Source organism: Aliiglaciecola sp. NS0011-25, from assembly GCF_040370605.1.
GTDB lineage: Bacteria > Pseudomonadota > Gammaproteobacteria > Enterobacterales > Alteromonadaceae > Aliiglaciecola > Aliiglaciecola lipolytica_A.
On the sequence record NZ_BAABWR010000009.1, the window covers coordinates 71307 to 90799 of the forward strand.

General features: G+C 41.7%; 16 protein-coding genes. 7 read left to right on the top strand and 9 right to left on the bottom strand.

What is annotated here, in order from left to right:
- Positions 1 to 12: 12 nt before the first annotated feature.
- Both ABWV72_RS09520 and ABWV72_RS09525 read right to left on the bottom strand, forming a co-directional pair.
- Complete coding sequence (locus tag ABWV72_RS09520; RefSeq protein ID WP_342807712.1) at positions 13 to 2709, bottom strand: TonB-dependent receptor plug domain-containing protein; 2697 nt, start codon at positions 2707 to 2709, stop codon at positions 13 to 15.
- 234 nt (positions 2710 to 2943) lie between these two features.
- Positions 2944 to 3390: a MaoC family dehydratase gene (locus ABWV72_RS09525; RefSeq protein ID WP_353370225.1), complete on the bottom strand. Its 447-nt coding sequence runs from the start codon at positions 3388 to 3390 to the stop codon at positions 2944 to 2946.
- Positions 3391 to 3543: 153 nt separating this feature from the next.
- Here ABWV72_RS09525 and ABWV72_RS09530 point away from each other — a divergent pair, with 153 nt between their 5' ends.
- From ABWV72_RS09530 to ABWV72_RS09540, 3 genes are all read left to right on the top strand, one after another.
- Positions 3544 to 4446 (top strand): LysR family transcriptional regulator, encoded by a 903-nt coding sequence (locus tag ABWV72_RS09530; RefSeq protein ID WP_216049533.1) that lies wholly within the window; start codon positions 3544 to 3546, stop codon positions 4444 to 4446.
- Positions 4447 to 4668: 222 nt separating this feature from the next.
- On the top strand, positions 4669 to 5064 hold the full coding sequence (locus ABWV72_RS09535; RefSeq protein WP_216049532.1) for a DUF3718 domain-containing protein: 396 nt from the start codon (positions 4669 to 4671) through the stop codon (positions 5062 to 5064).
- 396 nt (positions 5065 to 5460) lie between these two features.
- A complete protein-coding gene (locus ABWV72_RS09540) occupies positions 5461 to 5856 on the top strand; it encodes a DUF3718 domain-containing protein (RefSeq protein ID WP_353370228.1) in 396 nt (131 codons plus the stop codon).
- A 167-nt stretch (positions 5857 to 6023) separates the two neighbouring features.
- On the opposite strand, the gene ABWV72_RS09545 is transcribed toward ABWV72_RS09540, so the two are convergent.
- From ABWV72_RS09545 to ABWV72_RS09560, 4 genes are all read right to left on the bottom strand, one after another.
- Complete coding sequence (locus ABWV72_RS09545) at positions 6024 to 6923, bottom strand: alpha/beta fold hydrolase (protein ID WP_303499676.1); 900 nt, start codon at positions 6921 to 6923, stop codon at positions 6024 to 6026.
- A 104-nt stretch (positions 6924 to 7027) separates the two neighbouring features.
- Positions 7028 to 8827 (bottom strand): acyl-CoA dehydrogenase C-terminal domain-containing protein, encoded by a 1800-nt coding sequence (locus tag ABWV72_RS09550; protein WP_216049529.1) that lies wholly within the window; start codon positions 8825 to 8827, stop codon positions 7028 to 7030.
- 24 nt (positions 8828 to 8851) lie between these two features.
- The gene (locus tag ABWV72_RS09555) at positions 8852 to 10033 is read right to left on the bottom strand and encodes an acetyl-CoA C-acyltransferase (RefSeq protein ID WP_353370230.1); all 1182 of its coding nucleotides are present in this window, start codon (positions 10031 to 10033) and stop codon (positions 8852 to 8854) included.
- 37 nt (positions 10034 to 10070) lie between these two features.
- Complete coding sequence (locus ABWV72_RS09560; protein ID WP_216049527.1) at positions 10071 to 12191, bottom strand: 3-hydroxyacyl-CoA dehydrogenase NAD-binding domain-containing protein; 2121 nt, start codon at positions 12189 to 12191, stop codon at positions 10071 to 10073.
- 372 nt (positions 12192 to 12563) lie between these two features.
- Between ABWV72_RS09560 and ABWV72_RS09565 the strand changes: the two genes are divergently transcribed.
- The 4 genes from ABWV72_RS09565 to ABWV72_RS09580 all read left to right on the top strand — a co-directional run bounded on the left by ABWV72_RS09565 (position 12564) and on the right by ABWV72_RS09580 (position 16393).
- Complete coding sequence (locus ABWV72_RS09565) at positions 12564 to 13331, top strand: SDR family NAD(P)-dependent oxidoreductase (protein ID WP_353370233.1); 768 nt, start codon at positions 12564 to 12566, stop codon at positions 13329 to 13331.
- A 274-nt stretch (positions 13332 to 13605) separates the two neighbouring features.
- Positions 13606 to 15249, top strand: a complete 1644-nt coding sequence (locus ABWV72_RS09570; protein ID WP_353370235.1) for a long-chain-fatty-acid--CoA ligase — start codon at positions 13606 to 13608, stop codon at positions 15247 to 15249.
- Positions 15250 to 15414: 165 nt separating this feature from the next.
- The gene (locus ABWV72_RS09575) at positions 15415 to 15960 is read left to right on the top strand and encodes a hypothetical protein (protein ID WP_216049524.1); all 546 of its coding nucleotides are present in this window, start codon (positions 15415 to 15417) and stop codon (positions 15958 to 15960) included.
- A gap of 37 nt (positions 15961 to 15997) precedes the next feature.
- On the top strand, positions 15998 to 16393 hold the full coding sequence (locus ABWV72_RS09580; RefSeq protein WP_252729330.1) for a DUF3718 domain-containing protein: 396 nt from the start codon (positions 15998 to 16000) through the stop codon (positions 16391 to 16393).
- On the opposite strand, the gene ABWV72_RS09585 is transcribed toward ABWV72_RS09580, so the two are convergent.
- The 3 genes from ABWV72_RS09585 to ABWV72_RS09595 form a co-directional block, all read right to left on the bottom strand.
- A complete protein-coding gene (locus ABWV72_RS09585; RefSeq protein ID WP_353370238.1) occupies positions 16390 to 17349 on the bottom strand; it encodes a hypothetical protein in 960 nt (319 codons plus the stop codon). The genes ABWV72_RS09580 and ABWV72_RS09585 overlap by 4 nt on opposite strands.
- Positions 17350 to 17454: 105 nt before the next feature.
- Positions 17455 to 18429, bottom strand: coding sequence for an NADPH:quinone oxidoreductase family protein (locus ABWV72_RS09590; RefSeq protein WP_216049522.1), 975 nt, complete (start codon positions 18427 to 18429; stop codon positions 17455 to 17457).
- Complete coding sequence (locus ABWV72_RS09595) at positions 18426 to 19469, bottom strand: phosphotransferase (protein ID WP_502902137.1); 1044 nt, start codon at positions 19467 to 19469, stop codon at positions 18426 to 18428. Before ABWV72_RS09595 ends, ABWV72_RS09590 begins: the two co-directional genes overlap by 4 nt.
- Between the last annotated feature and the right edge of the window lie 24 nt (positions 19470 to 19493).

Genomic DNA, 19493 nt, shown 5'->3' on the forward strand with positions numbered 1-19493 from the left:
ACATATTTAAGCTTAGAACTCGATTGCTAATCTAGCGTAAATTTGTCGACCACGTGGATCATGTACTTTGGAGTCAAAACCACTGTTTGTGAACAATTGAGGAGGCTCTTCGTCCATCAAGTTAATACCACCAATAGATAGTACATAACTCATGTCAGACTCTAACATTGTTCCCAAATCAAGATTGTATTGAGCATCAACCGTTACGTGACTGTCTACTTCGTAAAAACTATTAGTCGCACATACACCGCCAGTTGCTAAGGTGCCATCGCTACAGTTTTGATCATCATCATAGCCGCTGATGTAACGAACAAATACGTTAGCTGCGTGAACGCCTGTATTCCAATGTAATCCTAGATTCATACGTAATTCAGGTGAAGATACGCCAATATTATTAAAGTTCCGTCTGCCTGCACCATCAATTTCACCAGCCTGGGGATCATTCAAGTCATACTTGGTAATAAAGGTTGCATTAATTGAAGGCGTAAAGGTACCCGCGTTTTCTGTTTCTATCTTGTAGCTACTGACAAAATCTAATCCAGAGGTCTTTAACGAGCTAGCGTTAACATAAGTATTATTAACTTGTAAAACAGGACCAGTTAAAGGGTCTCCGGCGCGAACAACGCGGTCAGGATTCGTAGGCTCAGCATTTAGTACCGCCTGAGCGTTCTCTTGAATAATTAGATTATCAAACTCGAAACTCCAATAATCTACCTCGATTGATAAGTCATCAATAGGTTCAAAAGAAACACCTAAGTTATAAGCAGTCGATTCTTCAGGCGTGAGATCTTCATTACCCGAAGTACGGACAGCTGCGAATGCCTGTGCTTCTTGCACCGGGTCGATCAACTGTTGTAAAGACGTCGCACCACCATTTCTTAAAAATACAGTTGGCGCTCTGAACGATGTTGATACAGATGCGCGTAACGACAAGGTCTCACTAGCCCGATAAGAAAAAGCTAGTTTTGGATCTAAAGTATCACCTATAGAACCGCCGTAATCTTCGTAACGCAAGGCTATTTGAATATCAAGATTTTCGCTAACGGGTAAAGCTAATTCGCCAAACACAGCCCACACATCTAAAGAGCCTTCAAAGTCAGGGTTACCAATTACAAACGTAAAACTGTCTTGGTTAGCCAAAGAATCATAATCTTGAGATAGTTTTTCTTCTCTATATTGCATTCCTAGCGCAACTCCAGCTGCACCACCTTCTAAATCAAATGCTTCGAATGAAGCAAAGCCTTCAAACACTTCTAAATCAGCTTTTGAATCAATCGATTCTTCACCGGTAAATGAATCAACCACATACTGAGAGTTAGGTGCTGTAGTGAAAGAATTAGCGAATGGATTAAAGTATTCACAGTCCCCTTCCCCTGGCGTTCCAGTAAGTGGATTACACTGACTTCCGCCTAACCCATTTAACGCTAAGTTAAACTCTGTATTTAACACATCAGGTACTTTAAATAGGAAGTCATTGACGGCGCGGGTATAACTCACTTCCCAGAAACCATTTTCTAACTCACCTTGCAAAGCAGTATTAAATCTAAAGGTATCTGATTCAGTTTGCGCGGGATCTCCATCGAAACCATTACCTTCGGCACGTCCAAAGAAAGCAACTGGCGCACCGAATGGGTTTTGCGGATGGTCAGCAGGTACGATAGGTGAAGTTAATATAGGGAAGCTTGGCGCTCCACCACGCTCGGCACGGTTTCTTGCGTAACCAAATTCGGTGGTCCACATAATTTCGTCCGTTAGCTGATAAGTACTTTGTGCATAAATATTAGTACGAGACTCATCTGCAACATATGAATAATAAGGACCAAAGTCGAATCCACATAAACCAATTTCAAGCCCAGGAATAGTTCCACTAGGAGCACGTAAATCAGGGTAGCCACCAAACTCTTCGCAACCATAGGGGTCAATAATAGGTAAGGTTCCTACCCCTGGAATGGTTAAAAAATACGAACCAGGGTTACCTAAAGCACTGGTATCATCTTGAGGACGACTAAGACGACGGTCGCTAATAAATAAAGGGGAACGATTGGTATAACTGACCGCAGCCATGATATTCCCTTTATCACCGTTAGCTCCCCACAAGCCTTGCATCACGTATTCTTTATTATCGCCATGAGCACCATCTTGGTAATCAAAGCTCATCATCGCGCCTTCATAATTGCGTTTAGTAATGAAGTTAACAACACCGGCTACAGCATCAGATCCATAAAGCGCTGAGGCACCGTCCTTAACTACTTCCATTCGATTTATTGCTATCATCGGCACCAATGAACTGGTATCAACAAAGTTCAACCCTTCATTAGTTGGTTGAGAATTTACAACCTGACGACGATTATTCAGCAGTACCAATGTTGAAGCGACCCCAAGACCACGTAAATTGATATTAGAGGTACCTGCTGTTGCATTTTGGGTAAAAGCATCGGGATTATTTTCAGAGCCCGAGTTAATGGTGAGGGTTTGCGTAATATCTGCGATATTTTTAGCACCGATGGCGTCTATTGCTACGCTATCGATTACCGCTAAAGGTGATGGTGATTCAAAATTTTCGGAACGTCTTACAAAGCTTCCGGTGACCATTATTAGTTCTACTTCTTCATTAGCTTGTTGCTCCTGTGCAACAGCCACTTGAGGCATCGCTAAAAATTGCGTAGAGACTATTGCCGCTATCGCGCTAATACGAGTCTTGATTTTCATTGAGTGTCCCCTAAATCAATGTGAGCAGCAGCGGTCTAAGCAACATCTAATAGCAATGTGATAAAACCAACACTCTCACTTGATAGTTTTTAATTTTTGTTTTGGGCTAGCGATTTCCCGCAGCCTCCCACAAATAGTAGGGGGATAATCGCTCCATGTAAATTTACTGTTACTTATATGTTAACATTTGCTAAATATATGGCCCTACCAGTCGATAGACAGGTAGACCAGATACTACTGAACTAGAAGCATCAGAAACTTTCCAATCATGGCCGGTTTTTCTCTGTTTTCAATTTCTACTTGGGTGTTAAACCTATATAGAACGCCTGTGGGTTTAACCGTCTTAGATTCCAATGAGACGTGATACCGAATCCGATCATTCACTCTGACTGGCTCTAAAAAACGTAGCGTATCGATACCATAATTCAGTAAAGTTTGCGTTGCAGAGTTCAATTCAATTAATTGATAAAATGCATTTGGCATTAACGCCGTTGACAATAATCCGTGGGCAATAGGCATCCCAAACGGACTCTCTTTTTCACACCGGGTTTTATCCACATGTATCCATTGATGATCATTTGTTGAGTCGGCAAATTTATTAATTGTTTCTTGATCAATAGTAATCCAATTAGTCTCGCCTAAATTATCGCCTTCTACTAAATCTATTAAAGCTTTTGACATGTATCACCTTCATTTATTTACATTAATTAACAAATATTTTAAATCTTACCAACCTAACCACTATTAATGAAATGAATGTTATGTATAATGTTCTATCATGATTTTTAATAAATTATCCATCTTGGTTATGTGAAATTTAAATATAGGATCCATATGAATTTAAATCGAATTGACTTGAATTTGTTTGCTGTTTTTGATGCGATTTATACCGCTGGCAGTCTTACCAAAGCAGCAGATGTTTTATGTATTACCCAACCAGCCGTTAGTAACTCCCTTGCTCGATTGCGGGATATGTTGAATGACCCATTGTTCGTGCGTACGGGTCATAGTATGACCCCTACTCCAGTCGCTCAAAATATTATTGGACCTGCTAGGGATGCACTCTCATTGTTAAGAAAAAGTGTGCAAGACAGCCATACTTTTAATCCTGAAACAGCTGAAAAAACCTTTCACTTTGCCACCCGAGATCTTTTTGAAGCGAGTTTAATGCCCAGGCTACTTGCCAATTTGCAAACCAGAGCCCCTAAAATAGCAATAACGAATTTTGAACTGTCTCGAAATGCGGTCGTGTCCGCGATGGCAAGTGGTAGTTTAGATTTCTTTGCTGACTCATCAACCTTCACTGATCCACACTTGTGCAAACATCAATTTGCCCAAGATAGATTTGTGGTGATGGCACGGAAAAATCACCCAGATTTGCGTAATGGTATTGATTTAGAAACATTTTTGCGACTCGGCCAAGTCAATGTATCCCATCGACGCAGCGATCCCGGCCCAATTGAATTAGCATTAGACAAAATTGGTAAACGACGCAAAATAGTATTGCGTGGCCAACATTTTTTGACTATTCCCAGTATCATAGTAAAAACAGATTTGATTGCGTGTATTCCCTATCACCTCGCAAAACACTATGACCTGTCATTTTATGAAATGCCCTTTGAAGTTCCATTGGTAGAACACTATCTGTATTGGCACGTAAGCGCAGATCATGACCATGCGCACATTTGGATGCGGGAACAGATTTTAGAAGTGGCCCGCCAATTTAACCACCACTAATACACACTTGACTAGATTCCAACTCCCTAAAAACTACGGGAGTTGGATTGTTAAATTTGGGATTTCCCCGCATATTCTCGTGACATCCCTTATCATTGGCAATGTATAAGGCTCTATACCTTAGTATCAACAGTTAGATTTTAACTGGTGTAAAACCCGCGTTTAATCAACCCCGTCAAACGCAGACACAACAATTAATTTTATTTACTGAGGAATTTAGCCATGTTGAAAATTGTTAAAACTTCTATCGCCATCGCAGCCACGTCTTTAATATTAACGGGAACCGCCCAAGCAGATATTAACGATGCTTTGCAGAACATTTGCACTATTGTAAAAACCGATGATAAGGGTGAGCTTCGTAAGAAGATGAAAAAAGTGCAGTCAGATTACAGACTAAAATTAAAAGATTATTACGCCGGTGTGTCCTGTGGCGGGAACAGTCTAATACGCACAGCCATGTTAAGTGATGCTGTTGAAACGGGCACATTAATGGTTAAAAAAATGCCAAAATCTGATTTAACTACTCCTGAAAAGGACGGTAAAACATTACAAGCTTGGATAGCAGAAAATGGCTTAGATGCCTCACCTATTTCTGCCGTGATCAAAGATCGCATCTAAAGACTTTTTATAAAGAACTAAACCAGTTCAACATGGTAAGTAGACGTGCGCTGTCTACATCCTCGGAAAACAGCCTCATTTGAGGCTGTTTTTCGTTATTAGTAACGGATTTATTAAGCTCAAATTTTTAATCCAAAACTCAAGTTATTGCCGTCTGAAGATCGAAATAATTTTCGCTAGATATACACACCTCAAAAAAGTAAAAATGCGTTTTCACAGACTTTTAAAATTAAATATTAATCATATATATCAGTATTTTAGGCAATCTCACCTACTTTATGGTATAGCTTCAAATACCTAAGTATCAAGGCGCAGATTTTAATGTGCCGTGAAATCGTTTTTAATTAATCCCGTCAAAACGTGAACCAAAAATTTTAACTACTGAGGAATTTAACCATGTTGAAAATTGTTAAAACTTCTATCGCCATCGCAGCCACTTCTTTGTTACTTACGGGTACAGCCCAAGCAGATATTAATGATGCTTTGAAAAATATTTGCACCATCGTGAAAACTGATGACAAAGGTGAGCTTCGCAAGAAGATGAAAAAAGTACAATCTGACTACAGATTAAAATTAAAAGACTATTACACAGGTGTATCCTGCGACGGAAACAGCCTAATCCGCACAGCAATGTTAAGTGACGCCATTGAAACGGGTACGCTTATGGTGAAAAAAATGCCAAAGTCAGACCTAACCTCTCCAGAGAGTGATGGAAAAACATTGCAAGCATGGATAGCAGAGAATGGCTTAGATGCTTCTCCTATCTCAGCGGTGATTAAAGATCGCATCTAAGGACTTTACTTAGAACTGAACCAGTTCAACATGGTAAGTAGGCAGGGCGCTGCCTACGTCCTCGGGAAACAGCCTCTTTTGAGGCTGTTTTTCGTTTAATCAAACAAAATATGAATATTGATAAACAACGTTACATACTAGTAATAGCGTCTATAGCCCAAGGCTGACTAACCTAAAAAACGTTCAATTTGCTCATTTACCTGTTGAGGATATTGGTGATGCAACCAGTGATTTGCATTCTCAAACCTAACCACTTTTAGATTGGGCACATAATCATCTAAACCATTTAATATCTCAGGAACAAACGCTAAATCACGAATCCCCCACAGCACTAATGTTGGTACATTGATTCTTATATTAGGGATCTTCATCTTTTGTGTATCTTTAACAGGCCCAGAAGCATGCCCATTAGTATTAACTGGTGCTAACTGAGGCATGACTCGATAGTAATTTAACATTGCATCTAAAACCCCAGAGATTTGCCAACTTTGTTGGTATTCCAATATTTCTGCAGGGGTCAAAGCAGAATTACCATTTTCATCCAAGAACATATCTTTTAAAAAGCGAAAATCATCTTCTGATACTTTTTCAATCGCATCAGATGCAATAAGTTGATGTATGTAGCCGCTTTTTTCTCGTTGCACTTGATTGCTTATCATTTCACGGGTAAAAGTGCTCGGGTGAGCTGCGTTTAAAATCACTAAACTGGAAAACAAATCTGCATGAAAAGCCACAAGTGGCCAGGCGATTGCCCCACCCCAATCGTGGGCAATAAGTGAAACAGGCTGTCCTGCAGCAACAAAAGTTACAAACCTACTCAACACTTCGACTAAATTAGTAACTTGATAAAATTCTATATCGTTTGGCTTAGATGATTGATTATAACCCGGAAGATCAGGGGCAATCACTCGGTAGTGTTTACAGAAGTGGGTTATTTGATTTCGCCAGGTTCGCCAATTTTCTGGAAAACCGTGTAAAAATATCAGAGTTCCCTTGGGAGCGTCACAATCACACATTTCTACATAATGAATGTAGCAGTCATCAATTTGGGCGAGTTTACTTTGCATAGACGTATCCAAAATTTTGCTTAGTTCAGAGTAAATAAAAAAGCGGATGAAATATCATCCGCTTTTATCAAACATAAACCTGTGTAGTCTAACCAAGTTTACTATTAGTCAATCATGAAATAATCAACTGGCATGCTCATTAAGTTTTCAGAGCCGGTTTCTATTGCCGAAGCATGAGAACGCGTGCGTGAAAGTAATCGAGCAAAGTAGAAACCAGCAGTTTTCAGTTTTGCTTCGTAGAACGCAACTTCTGAAGTTCCTTCATCTAACTTTTGCTGGGCAACGACAGCCATTTTAAGCCATAGGTAGCCAACAATAATGTAGCCAGAATACATTAAGTAGTCCACAGACGCTGCGCCCACTTCATCAGGATTTCCGGCTGCACGTTTGGCTATTTCCTGAGTCATTTGAGACCACTCATCAATGTGTGATTCAATTGCATTAGACCAAGCATTAAATTGTGATTTATCTCTTACACTCAAGCAATATTCTTGAACTTCCTTAATAAAGGTTTTCAGCAATTCGCCATTGGAACCAAGAATTTTACGCCCCAACAAATCGATAGCTTGAATACCGGTCGTTCCTTCATACATAGTACAGATTCGAGTATCACGGGCTAGTTGCTCCATTCCCCACTCTTTGATGAATCCGTGTCCGCCATATACTTGCATACCATAACTGGTTGTCTCTTGAGCGGTTTCCGTTAAGAAAGCCTTAACAATCGGTGTTAATAAAGCAAGCTTGGCTTCAGCTACTTGTTTTTCTTCTTCATTTTCACTGTATAGAGTGATATCCACCATTTGCATACAGTAAATTGCCAGGGCGCGATTGCCCTCAGCAAAGGCTTTTTGGGTCAACAACATACGACGAACATCTGGATGAACGATAATTGGATCTGCAGGACCTTCTGGATTAACCGGACCTTTTGTAGAACGGAACTGTAATCTATCTTTGGCGTAGGCTAATGCACCTTGGAACGCAGCTTCGGTGCCAGCTAGACCTTCCAAACCAGTACCGATTCTAGCGGTGTTCATAAAGGTGAACATGCAGTTCAAACCGCGGTTTGGAGGACCAATTAGATATCCCTTAGCGTTGTCAAAGTTGATAACACAAGTGGCACTGGCTTTGATCCCCATTTTGTGTTCAATAGAACCACATGCAACGTTATTACGGTCAAGAACTTCACTTTGCTCATTTACGTTGAACTTAGGCACAACGAAAAGAGAAATACCTTTCGTTCCTGCAGGCGCATCTGGTAAACGGGCTAGAACGATATGCACAATGTTTTCAGAAAAATCATGCTCACCGGCAGAAATAAATATTTTAGTTCCAGTCAGGCTATAAGTACCATCATCATTTGGTACAGCTTTGGTTTTCAACATCCCCAAATCTGAACCACAATGGGACTCAGTCAAACACATAGTCCCTGTCCAACGACCTTCAATAAGAGGTGGCAAGAAAGTTTGTTTCTGTTCGTCGGTACCGTGACTAGTAATTGTAGCGATACACCCCTGACTCAAGCCAGGATACATAGCCCACGAATGGTTTGCACCAGATGTCCACTCAGCAATAGCTGAGGCCAATGAGTACGGTAATGCTTGACCACCGTATTCCACTGGGTGGGTCATCGAAGGCCAACCACCCTCGCAATAGGTTTTGTATGCTTCTTTGAAACCAGGAGGGGTTGTGACATTACCGTCTTCCCACTTACACCCAACTTCATCACCAATTGCATTAATTGGTGCTAAAACATTTTCTGTAAACTTTGCCGCTTCGGCGGTAATAGCTTCGACCATTTCAGGGTTTGCATCTTCAAAACCTAATTTTTCATAATGCTTTTCGAAACCAAGCAGTTCGTTCATAACGAACAAGGTATCACGTACCGGAGATTTATAATTTTGCATATTTTTTACTACCTTTATTATTCTTTAATACACTTCAAATAAGCCGGCCGCGCCCATTCCGCCGCCTATACACATGGTGCAAACTACGTATTTCGCACCTCTACGCTTACCTTCAATCAACGCATGTCCAACCATACGTGCGCCACTCATTCCGTAAGGGTGACCAATCGACACAGCGCCGCCATTTACATTCAGTAATTCAGCAGGAATGCCAAGGGTTTTCTGGCAATAAAGCACTTGCACGGCAAATGCTTCATTCAATTCCCAAAGGCCAATATTTTCTATTTTCAAACCATGTTGCTTCAGCAGTTTGGGGATAGCGAAAACGGGACCAATACCCATTTCATCTGGTTCACAACCAGCCACAGCAATTCCTCTATACGCGCCAAGGGGGGTAAGGTTTAATTGCTCAGCTAATTTACTGTCCATCATAACGCTGGCTGATGCACCGTCAGATAGTTGGCTAGCATTACCCGCAGTAATACAACCACCTTCAATGACCGGTTTAAGGCTATTTAGTCCCTCTAGGGTAGTCTCAGCTCGGTTTCCCTCATCCTTAGTCAGAGTCACCTCTTCTAGGCTCTGCTCTTTTGTTTCTTTGTTGACGACAACTTTTGTTGCTGTAACTGGCACTATTTCATCATCAAACTTACCGGCTTGTTGTGCCGCTGCAGTGCGCATTTGACTTTGATAGGCATATTCATCTTGTTCATCACGGCCAATACCATAACGATTAGCAACCACTTCTGCGGTTTGTAACATTGGCATATAGATATCTTTGTGTTTGGCAACTAAGGCTTTGTCTACCGCACGATACATATTCATTTTGTCGTTCTGAACTAAACTGATTGAGTCCAATCCACCGGCAACCATAACGGGCACATTATCGGTGATAATGTGTTTTGCCGCAGTTGCAATAGCGTACATACCTGAACTACATTGGCGATCTAACGTCATGCCACCAACAGTAACGGGTAAGCCACCAGCAAGGGCACCTAAACGACCAATATTCATTCCACCAGAACCCTGAGTAAGGGCACTACCTAAAATAACGTCATCGACACTTGCTGGATCAATACCCGCTTTTTTAACCGCTGCGCTAATTGCGTGACCAGCCAAACTCGGCGCTTCTAGATTATTAAAGGCACCGCGATAAGCTCTGCCAATTGGTGTACGTGCTGTTGAAACAATAACTGCTTCTTTCATAATCAATCCTTAAATTCTTTACAATGTTTATAGTTCTTTACTTACGGAAGTCAGAAAATCGCTTGCCTTGTTCAGCCAATTTTTTCAGCAAAGGCGCTGGTTCAAACCACGCTTTCCCGTATTCACCCAACTCATCACGATATTTACACATCGCGGCATACACTTTATCTAAACCAATTTCATCAGCGTATTGCATTGGGCCACCACGATGGACAGGGAATCCGTATCCATATACATAAATAACGTCGATATCACTGGATTTGGCAGCAATGCCCTCTTCCAAAATATGTGCACCTTCGTTAATTAATGTGAAAATACATCTCTCAAGTATTTCTTGATCACTATGCTGACGTTGCTCCACGCCTAAACGCTCAGCTTCTTGTTTAGCAATTTCTGCTACGTCGGGATCCAAAATGGGCTTTCTGTTACCCTGCTCATAAAGATAAACACCTTTACCCACTTTTAACCCTACACGACCGTCTTCAACCAAACGATCGGCTACTACGGCATAACTAGGATCATGAGCAATATGTTCTTGTCGAGATTGACGAACAAAATAACCTATGTCTAAACCTGCCATGTCGCCCATAGTGAATGGCCCCATAGGCAATCCAAAATCATAAATGACTTTATCTACATGCTCTGGGGAAGCGCCCTCTAACATCATTCGGTTAGATTCACGTCCGTAAGGTTCAATCATGCGGTTGCCGACAAAACCAAAACAAACGCCAACCAATACCGCAACTTTGCGAATTTTCTTAGCTAATTGCATACTCGTTTTGATTACATCAGCCGAGGTTTTTTCACCCTTAACCACTTCTAGCAGTTTCATCACGTTTGCCGGACTGAAAAAGTGCAAACCAATCACGTCTTCAGGTCTCGATGTACAAGCGGCTATTTCATTCACATCCAAAGTAGAGGTATTGGATGCCAAAATAGCACCTGGTTTACACACGGCATCAAGTTGAGTGAAAACTTGCTTTTTCACGTCCATCTTTTCAAATACAGCTTCGATTACTAGATCAACATCCGCTAGACCAGCATATTCAGTGGTGCCTTGTAGCAAGGCCATACGAGCTTCAACGTCTTGTTGACTGAGCTTGCCTTTTTTCGCAGAGTTTTCGTAGTTACGACGAATAACGCCTAGCCCTTTATCAAGAGCCTCTTGCTTAAGTTCAAGCATAACCACAGGGATACCAGCATTGGCAAAATTCATTGCGATCCCGCCACCCATGGTGCCAGCACCAATAATACCGACCTTTTTAATTTCTCGAACTGGGGTGTTTTTGTCGAAATCAGAAACGTGTCCTGCAGCTCTTTCCGCAAAGAAAAAATGCTGTTGAGCTCTTGCTTGTGGAGATTTCATGCACTCCATAAACAATTCGCCTTCTTTTTCGAGGCCTTTTTCTAAAGGCAAACTAACGGCGGCCTCGACGGCTTGAATACATCTTTCTGGAGAGAAAAATCCGCGGGCTTGTTTGGCAATACCTTGACGATATTGAGCAAACAACTCTGCCGGAGCAGTCGCTGGGTCGATTTCAATATCTTTCACTCGTTTAATTGAACAACCGTCTTTAATCAGAGCAGTGATAAATGCGAGACTTTCGTTTAGTAAGTTGGCTGGCTGCTCAACAATTAAGTCAAAAACTCCAGTCACTGCGGATGCTTTAACCGGTTTACCAGAAACTATCATGTCCAATGCTTTTGCCACGCCGGCTAAACGAGGTAAACGCTGAGTACCACCTGCACCAGGCAGAATTCCTAGGTTAACTTCTGGCAAGCCAATTTTATTATCTGCAAAAGTAATTCTGTAATGACAGGCCAAAGCGACTTCCAGTCCACCACCAAAAGCTGGACCATTTAACACTGCAATGATTGGCTTGTTAGCATTCTCAATCAAATCCAGTACTACCGGTAACAACGGCTCCATGTCTCCTGAGGAAAATTCACTGATATCTGCCCCGCCAGAAAATAATCCTAACTGAGAGGAAATGGCAATTGCTTTGATACTTGAATCGTCCAAGGCCCTTTTTATTTCATCAATTAGTCCTACACGTACCGACTTCGATAATGCATTAACAGGCGGGTTTTGCATCATAACTAAGGCAATCTCACCTTGATTTTGACTTACTACAGCAGCAGATTGTTCAGTGCTCATAAAATCCTCAATTTAAAGATTAATAATTCATTAGAACGCTGATACTAGGCCAGCCCACTCAATCATCCAAATTTATTGATTTTATAATTGCAAATAAATGAAATTGATATAGCTGATAGCGGTTGATTTTGTTGATTATAAGGCTAACTGCCCGTAAACAGGGAATTCTTAGATATTGACTTTCGGTTTTGCATCTGATTTTCTAGATACATAGCTTTACATACCGTTAACACAAAAACGTTATTTATCCCTTAGAAAATTAGTTGGTTACAACTCACTTTTGCAGTTAAACACCAACGATACTTCATCCAAGAAGTAAGGTTTGATGGGCTGTAAATATTATTTAAACCATTTTAAAAGAAGGTACATTTTTTGGACTCACTTCTCGATTTTAGCGGCCAAGTGGCCATGATAACAGGAGCTGCCAGTGGATTTGGTCGTTTACTTTCACAGGGCTTGGCAGCTAGGGGTTGTAACTTAGTCATTAGTGACATCAACAGTGAAGAACTTGCGAATACGGTTTCATCCCTTAAATTGGGAGAAAACAAAGTAATATCAATGTTTTGTGATGTAAGCAAAGAAGATCAAGTTAAGGCGATGGTTGATGCTGCAATTGAAAATTTCGGCAGACTCGACATCGGCGTCAACAACGCAGGAATCGCCCATCACTTAACGCCTCTGCATAAAATAGATCAAGCGACAATGGACAGCCAAATGGCGGTAAATGTAAATGGTGTCCTGTTTGGCATGAAGTATCAAATTGAAGCCATGTTAAAACAAGGTTCTGGTCATATTTTGAACCTAAGTTCAATGGCCGGAATCGGTGGTGCTCCAAAAGGAGCAGCTTATGCAGCTGCCAAACATGCGGTGGTAGGTCTAACTCGCACTGCTGCGGTGGAATATGCCAAAAAGGGCATACGCGCAAACGCTATCTGCCCTTTTTATAGTCCGACCAATATCTTAGCGTTAGACGGTTTTGATTCACCAGAAAATCAACAACGCTTAGCACAAGGATCACCGATGCGACGATTGGGCCAACCTCAGGAAATAGTCAACACTATGATACTGATTTTATCTCCTGGAAACTCATATATGAGCGGTCAAACCATCGCGATTGATGGTGCCGTCAGCGCTTGGTAAAAGTAGCGTCAGCGCTTGGTAAGAGTAGCGTCAGCGCTTGGTAAAAGTAGCGTCAGCGCTTGGTAAAAGTAGCGTCAGCGCTTGGTAATAAATAGCCTAAGCACTTAATAAACATAGCGTCAACGTTTGATGAAAATAGCGTTGACGCCCGGTAAATCAGCGTCATAGCTTGGGGCATTGATTCAATTTTTTAGTAAAAAACAAACGCTGAACTTTCCGAAAAATAATTTCTCGATTTTAATCACAATCTAGTTAGCTTAATAGGAGCTGATACATGAAAGGACTAATGATGAATACGCAATTGATGATATCGTCAATATTGCGTCATGCTGAAAAAAACTTCCCCACTCGTGAAATAGTATCTGTTACCGCAGACAATCCACGACATCGATATACCTACGCAGATTTTGCCAAACGCACCCGCCAATTAGCCAATGCTTTGGAATCAATGGGAGTTAAATTTGGAGATCGCGTAGGCACATTAGCGTGGAATGATTATCGACACCTAGAACTTTACTATGCTATTTCTGGCACTGGCATGGTTTGCCATATGATTAATCCAAAACTTTTCCCTGAGCAAGTCAATTACATTATCAACCACGCAGAAGATAAAGTGTTGTTTGTTGATGTATTAGTAATGCCATTAGTTGAAGCCTTGCAGAATCATCTCAAAAGTGTTGAAAAAATTGTGGTGTTGACCGACCGACAACATATGCCAGAAACGACTATTAAAAACGTTATCTGTTACGAGGAGCTCATAGCGCAATTTGATGACAACTATCAATGGCCAGAGTTTGATGAAAATACCGCTGCGGGTATGTGTTACACCTCAGGTACCACAGGTAACCCTAAAGGCGTAGTGTACAGCCACCGTTCAACGGTACTGCACGCCTATGCAGGCTCCTTACCTGATGCAACAAATGCGTCTAGTAACAGCGTTACCCTCCCCATAGTGCCGATGTTCCATGTAAATGCTTGGGGTATTCCCTATGCTGGTGTGATGGTTGGAAGTAAGCTAGTGATGCCGGGGCCTAAAATGGCTGACGGAGAAACATTACAATCCCTAATTGAAAACGAAGGCGTTACCCTCAGCTCTGGTGTCCCCACAATATGGATGGCGTTGTTAGAGTACTTAGATAAAACCGGCAAAAAGATACCCACTTTGAAGTGTGTCACTGCTGGCGGTGCGGCTTGTCCTAGAGGTATCATTGAACGCTTCAAACATGATTATCAAACAGAAGTAAAACAAGGTTGGGGCATGACGGAAATGAGCCCACTAGGTACCTTATTTACCTTAATGCCGGGCATGGAAAACCTCTCCGATGAAGAAGATACTGAACTTCGACTCAAACAAGGTAAAACCGTATTTGGCGTTGAAATGAAAATAGTCGATGACGAAAACAATGAGTTACCTTGGGACGGAGTAGCATTTGGGGCCCTAAAAGTGAAAGGACCGTGGATTGCAACCGGCTACTACGGCATGTCACAAACCCCTGGAGACGATGACTGCCCAGTTGATGAAGATGGTTGGATGAATACCGGTGACGTTGCGACTATAGATCCACAAGGATATTTGCAAATAACCGATAGAACCAAAGATGTGATTAAGTCTGGAGGTGAGTGGATAAGTTCTATCGACATTGAAAATGCCGCTGCAAGTCACCCACAGATAGCCGAAGCGGCGGCAATAGGACGTTATCATCCTAAATGGACAGAACGACCTCTTCTAGTGGTGGTTCAAAATGAAAACGCCAACTTAAGCCGCGATGATGTGATTGATTATTTGAAAGACAAAATCCACAAATGGTCGCTTCCTGAAGATGTTGTATTTGCCAACGAACTTCCGCATACAGCCACCGGAAAACTCAATAAATTGGCATTAAGAGACAACTACAAAGACTACGAATTTCCTCATTAAGCCACTATAAAACGGTATATCATGAAGCAAAATCTGCTTTGTGATATGCCGCCATCAGGTATAAGTACTCATACCGATGTATCAAGCAATGACTTCCTTTCACCTTCTAAATCACTTTAAATTGAGCTATTAACCGTTTTTTATTCGTTAAAGGCCTTTCCCAGAATGAAAGTATTTACAGTCTCCTTCCTGCTCGTGATTTTTTCATGGTCAGCGAATGCTTCGATCATAGGCACACAAGTCGCTTGTGACATAGAACCTTCAATTTTGTGGGAATGTGATAACAGAATTTCAGTTGCTCAAGAGAACAATAGCGAATTTAATATCCTGTTGATGGGTAACGCGTACTTCAGTGTTAATTTTGAAAGCGACTCATTACTGATCAGTAATCTTCAGAGCAATTTACAGTTGAGAGCAAACGAATTACTGAGCTTTTCTTTGCTGCCTAACCTGTTCTCTGCAAGTGATTTTGATCTCATTACCGCGGTGGTGGGATTTGATGCGTCAGACATTGATTTTGACGGTGAACTCCTAGCGTTTAATTTACATAATACTCGTTGGTCATCGCAAGATTACATATTATTGAACTTCACTAACAATGCAGCAGCAGTGTCAAACGCACCGACTGTTTTACTGTTTTTAATTGGTGTGATAGCGCTTAGAAGTCGCTTACGCACAAGGCAAAAGAGTCTGCTACGTAAAACCACCTAAAACAGCATTCTAAAATTGAAAAAGGGAGAATTCAAATTTGCCAAAAATACTATTTTTTTTGATGTCTATTTTTCTGGCAAATATCGTTTTTGCCACCAAGGCAAAGGCTGATATCAATTCAACTTTGATGAATATATGCACTATCGTGGTTTCCGATGATTCATCAGACTTACGAAATAAAATCGAGGAAGTTAACAAACATTACCGACTAAAGCTGCGACATTATTATAATAGTATTAGTTGTGATGGGCAGAGTTTAATTAGAGCAGCCATAATCAATGATGCCTACCAAACGGCTGAGCTATTAATCAAAAAATTACCAAAATTGAATTTACGTTTGCCAGAATCCGATGGTAAAACATTACAACAATGGATCGATGACAAAAATTTGAGTGACTCCCCCATTGCGATCACTTTATCAAACAAAATCTAAGCGCTATCTTGCAAGTTTTTTAACGTTTCTAAAACCATTTGAGTCGCTTGGGCTTTTTTAAGATCATGCACCCTCGGATATTCTTCTTCTAGCATAGCCAACACCGACATCATGCCCCAATGATAGCCAGAAGATAACACTAAATAGGCAAAATCATTGTGTTTATTTTGCGCTTTTATATCGCTAATTTGAGGTGATAACTTGGATACTTCGTTGCCATAAAGTTCTACGTTTTCAAACTTATTTACTTCAAAAAATAACGATTGATAAGCATCGGTCTGCTGATAGGCGTGACTGTAAACTAATGCATCAAATTGTACATATTGTTGATTAAGCAAAATTTGGAATGCTTTATCACCATTTCGAGCATGCGCTTGTAACCCATTCAGGCTTTTCAATAAAGGCGTATTAAACGAGCGCCAAGCTACTGAGTTACGATATCCTAGGTAAGGGCTATTCAGCCCCCCTACTTTGCCATCACACAACTCTTCACGTATGCCTGGCGATAGGTCGTCGGCGAGTTCAATCTGGCGGGCGTAGCCTTTCGCGTAACTAATACTAAATAGACGATAAGCAAGTTGTGAAACGTCGGCCAAAACATCTTGTTGTTGTTCGGCCGTAAATAAGTTTTCCTGTTCGGCTAGCGTCTTCATCGCCTCGGTAAAAATCGGTTGATTGCGATTATAGGAGTTATCGAGGGTACTGTGGTCTATATCTGCAGAGCACGAATAAGCGATTAAGAGCGCATTCCAATCGGCTAGATTGGTTGCTCTCACATGCACCATAGCTGTAAAAAGATTAGCATGTACAAACTGCTCAGCATCATTGAATAACTGATTGTGCTCATCGAGCTCTTGTAATTCGGCTAGGGTAAAGACTCTTTTAGCCGAGCAACCAGTGAGTAATATAATCACTGATAACAATAAAACCAGAAATTGACGCACAGATGTATACATGAATAAATGAGGCCTCAAAGAAATGAGGCCGCAGTGTATTATTTCACTTGCAGGGATTCAAGTATGATGTTTAATCACTTTCCCTGGCTGGCATAGTTAAAGCTTCTAAGGGCGTAGCGCCATTTTACCTTTAACTTCGCGCCCTAGTACTTTATTCAGTGCTTCGTGCGCTCGTTCCAATGGCAAAGTCTCATCAACAATAACTTTGACCTTTCCTTGTAAGTACCAGCTAAGTAGCTCTTTCATGTTGTCTTGGAAATCCTTGGGTTGGTGCTGGGTAAACGATCCCCAAAATACGCCAACCACTGAATATCCTTTCACCAAGGCTAGATTCACCGGAAATTCAGGGATAGTGCCACCAGCAAAACCAACTACCAGCAAACGACCATTCCAACCCATGCTTCTTGAACATGCGTGGAAGGTATCCCCACCAACACATTCATAAACCACGTCAGCACCTTTTCCGCCAGTTGCTTCTTTGAGTGCGGTTTTAAGGTCTTTTTCGGTGTAGTTAATCAGAATGTCTGCACCATTTTGTTTAGCGATATCCAGCTTTTCTTGCGTTGAACAAACGGCAATGACTTTAGCTCCCATCGCTTTGCCTATTTGCACAGCAGCCAAGCCCGTACCTCCAGCGGCACCAGTAACAACTAAGGTTTCACCAGGCTGAATATTGGCTCGCTGTTTCAAAGCATGATGAGCAGTAGCGTGAGCTGTTACTAAAGCGGCACCTTCTTCGTCAGGAATTTCGTCAGGTAAAGGTAAAACATGAGTAGCAGGAACAGCCACTTTTTCAGCATAACCACCTAAGGTGCACAGCGCGATAACGCGGCTCCCCACTTTTAGATGTGAGACTCCCTCACCGATTTCACTGATCACCCCTGCAACTTCGCCACCGGGAATAAATGGAAAGTCAGGTTTGCTCTGATACAGCCCCTGAACTAATAATCCATCTGGAAAGTTCACCCCAGATGCCTTGATATCAACAATAACCTGTCCCTTTCCAGCTTTTGGATCAGGTACATCTTGATAACTTAATTTTTCTACGCTGGCGAATTCCTTACATACTATTGCTTTCATTGATGTTCCTCGATTAATTCTACTGCCATTTTGGCCAACGGCGGCACCATAGCCCCTACTTTGCTGGCTTGTTCATTTGACGCGTTACCTTCTAATGCCCGCTTGGCGACACCTTGTGCTATCGCAGCTAACCGGAAAAAGCTAAAGGCGAGATAGAAAGGCCAATTATCAATTTTTGCTAAGCCTGCACGTTGACAATACCAACTGACAAATTCTTCCTCGCTAGGAATCCCCAAAGCTTGCCTATCAACGCCTCCCAAACCACTGGAATGGCCGATGTGTGCAGGTAAACGTAATTGCATACATTGATAAGCTAAATCAGCCAAGGGGTGTCCTAGGGTGGATAATTCCCAGTCCAAGACGGCAATGATCTGCGCCGATGTTTTCGAAAACATTAAGTTATCTAGACGATAGTCGCCATGCACTAAAGACACCTTTCCATCATCGGCTGGGATATTTTGCTGCAACCAACTAATCAGCTTATCCATATCGGGTATGCTATCTATTTCGGATAATTTGTATTGCTTAGACCAGCGACTGAGTTGCCTATCAAAGTAATTTCCAGGTTTACCGTAATCACTAAGGCCAACACTGTCCACGTCTACGGCATGCAAATCAGCCAACACTTGGCTCATTTGCTGATACATAGCATTACGTTTTTCGTTACTGTCAATCTCAGGCAGGGCACTATTCCAGTACACTGCCCCGTCAACATACTCCATCACATAAAACATACTGCCAATGATGCTAGTGTCTTCGCACAGGTGATAAACCTTGGCAACAGGCACCTTAGTATCTTGCAGTGCGTAAATTACTCTAAACTCGCGATCTACAGCGTGCGCTGATTTGAGTAATTTCCCCGGCGGTTGCCGTCTTAAGACATAATTAGCATCCCCAGCCGTAATCTTGAATGTGGGATTAGATTGCCCGCCGCTAAATTTCTCAGCACTAAACGCACCCGTAAAGTCTGTTACGTGAGTGCGGAAGTAAGCCTCTAACGCTTTCATATCAAGTTGCTTCACTGGATCTGGTTTTGTCACTTTAACCTCGATAAATAATCTAAA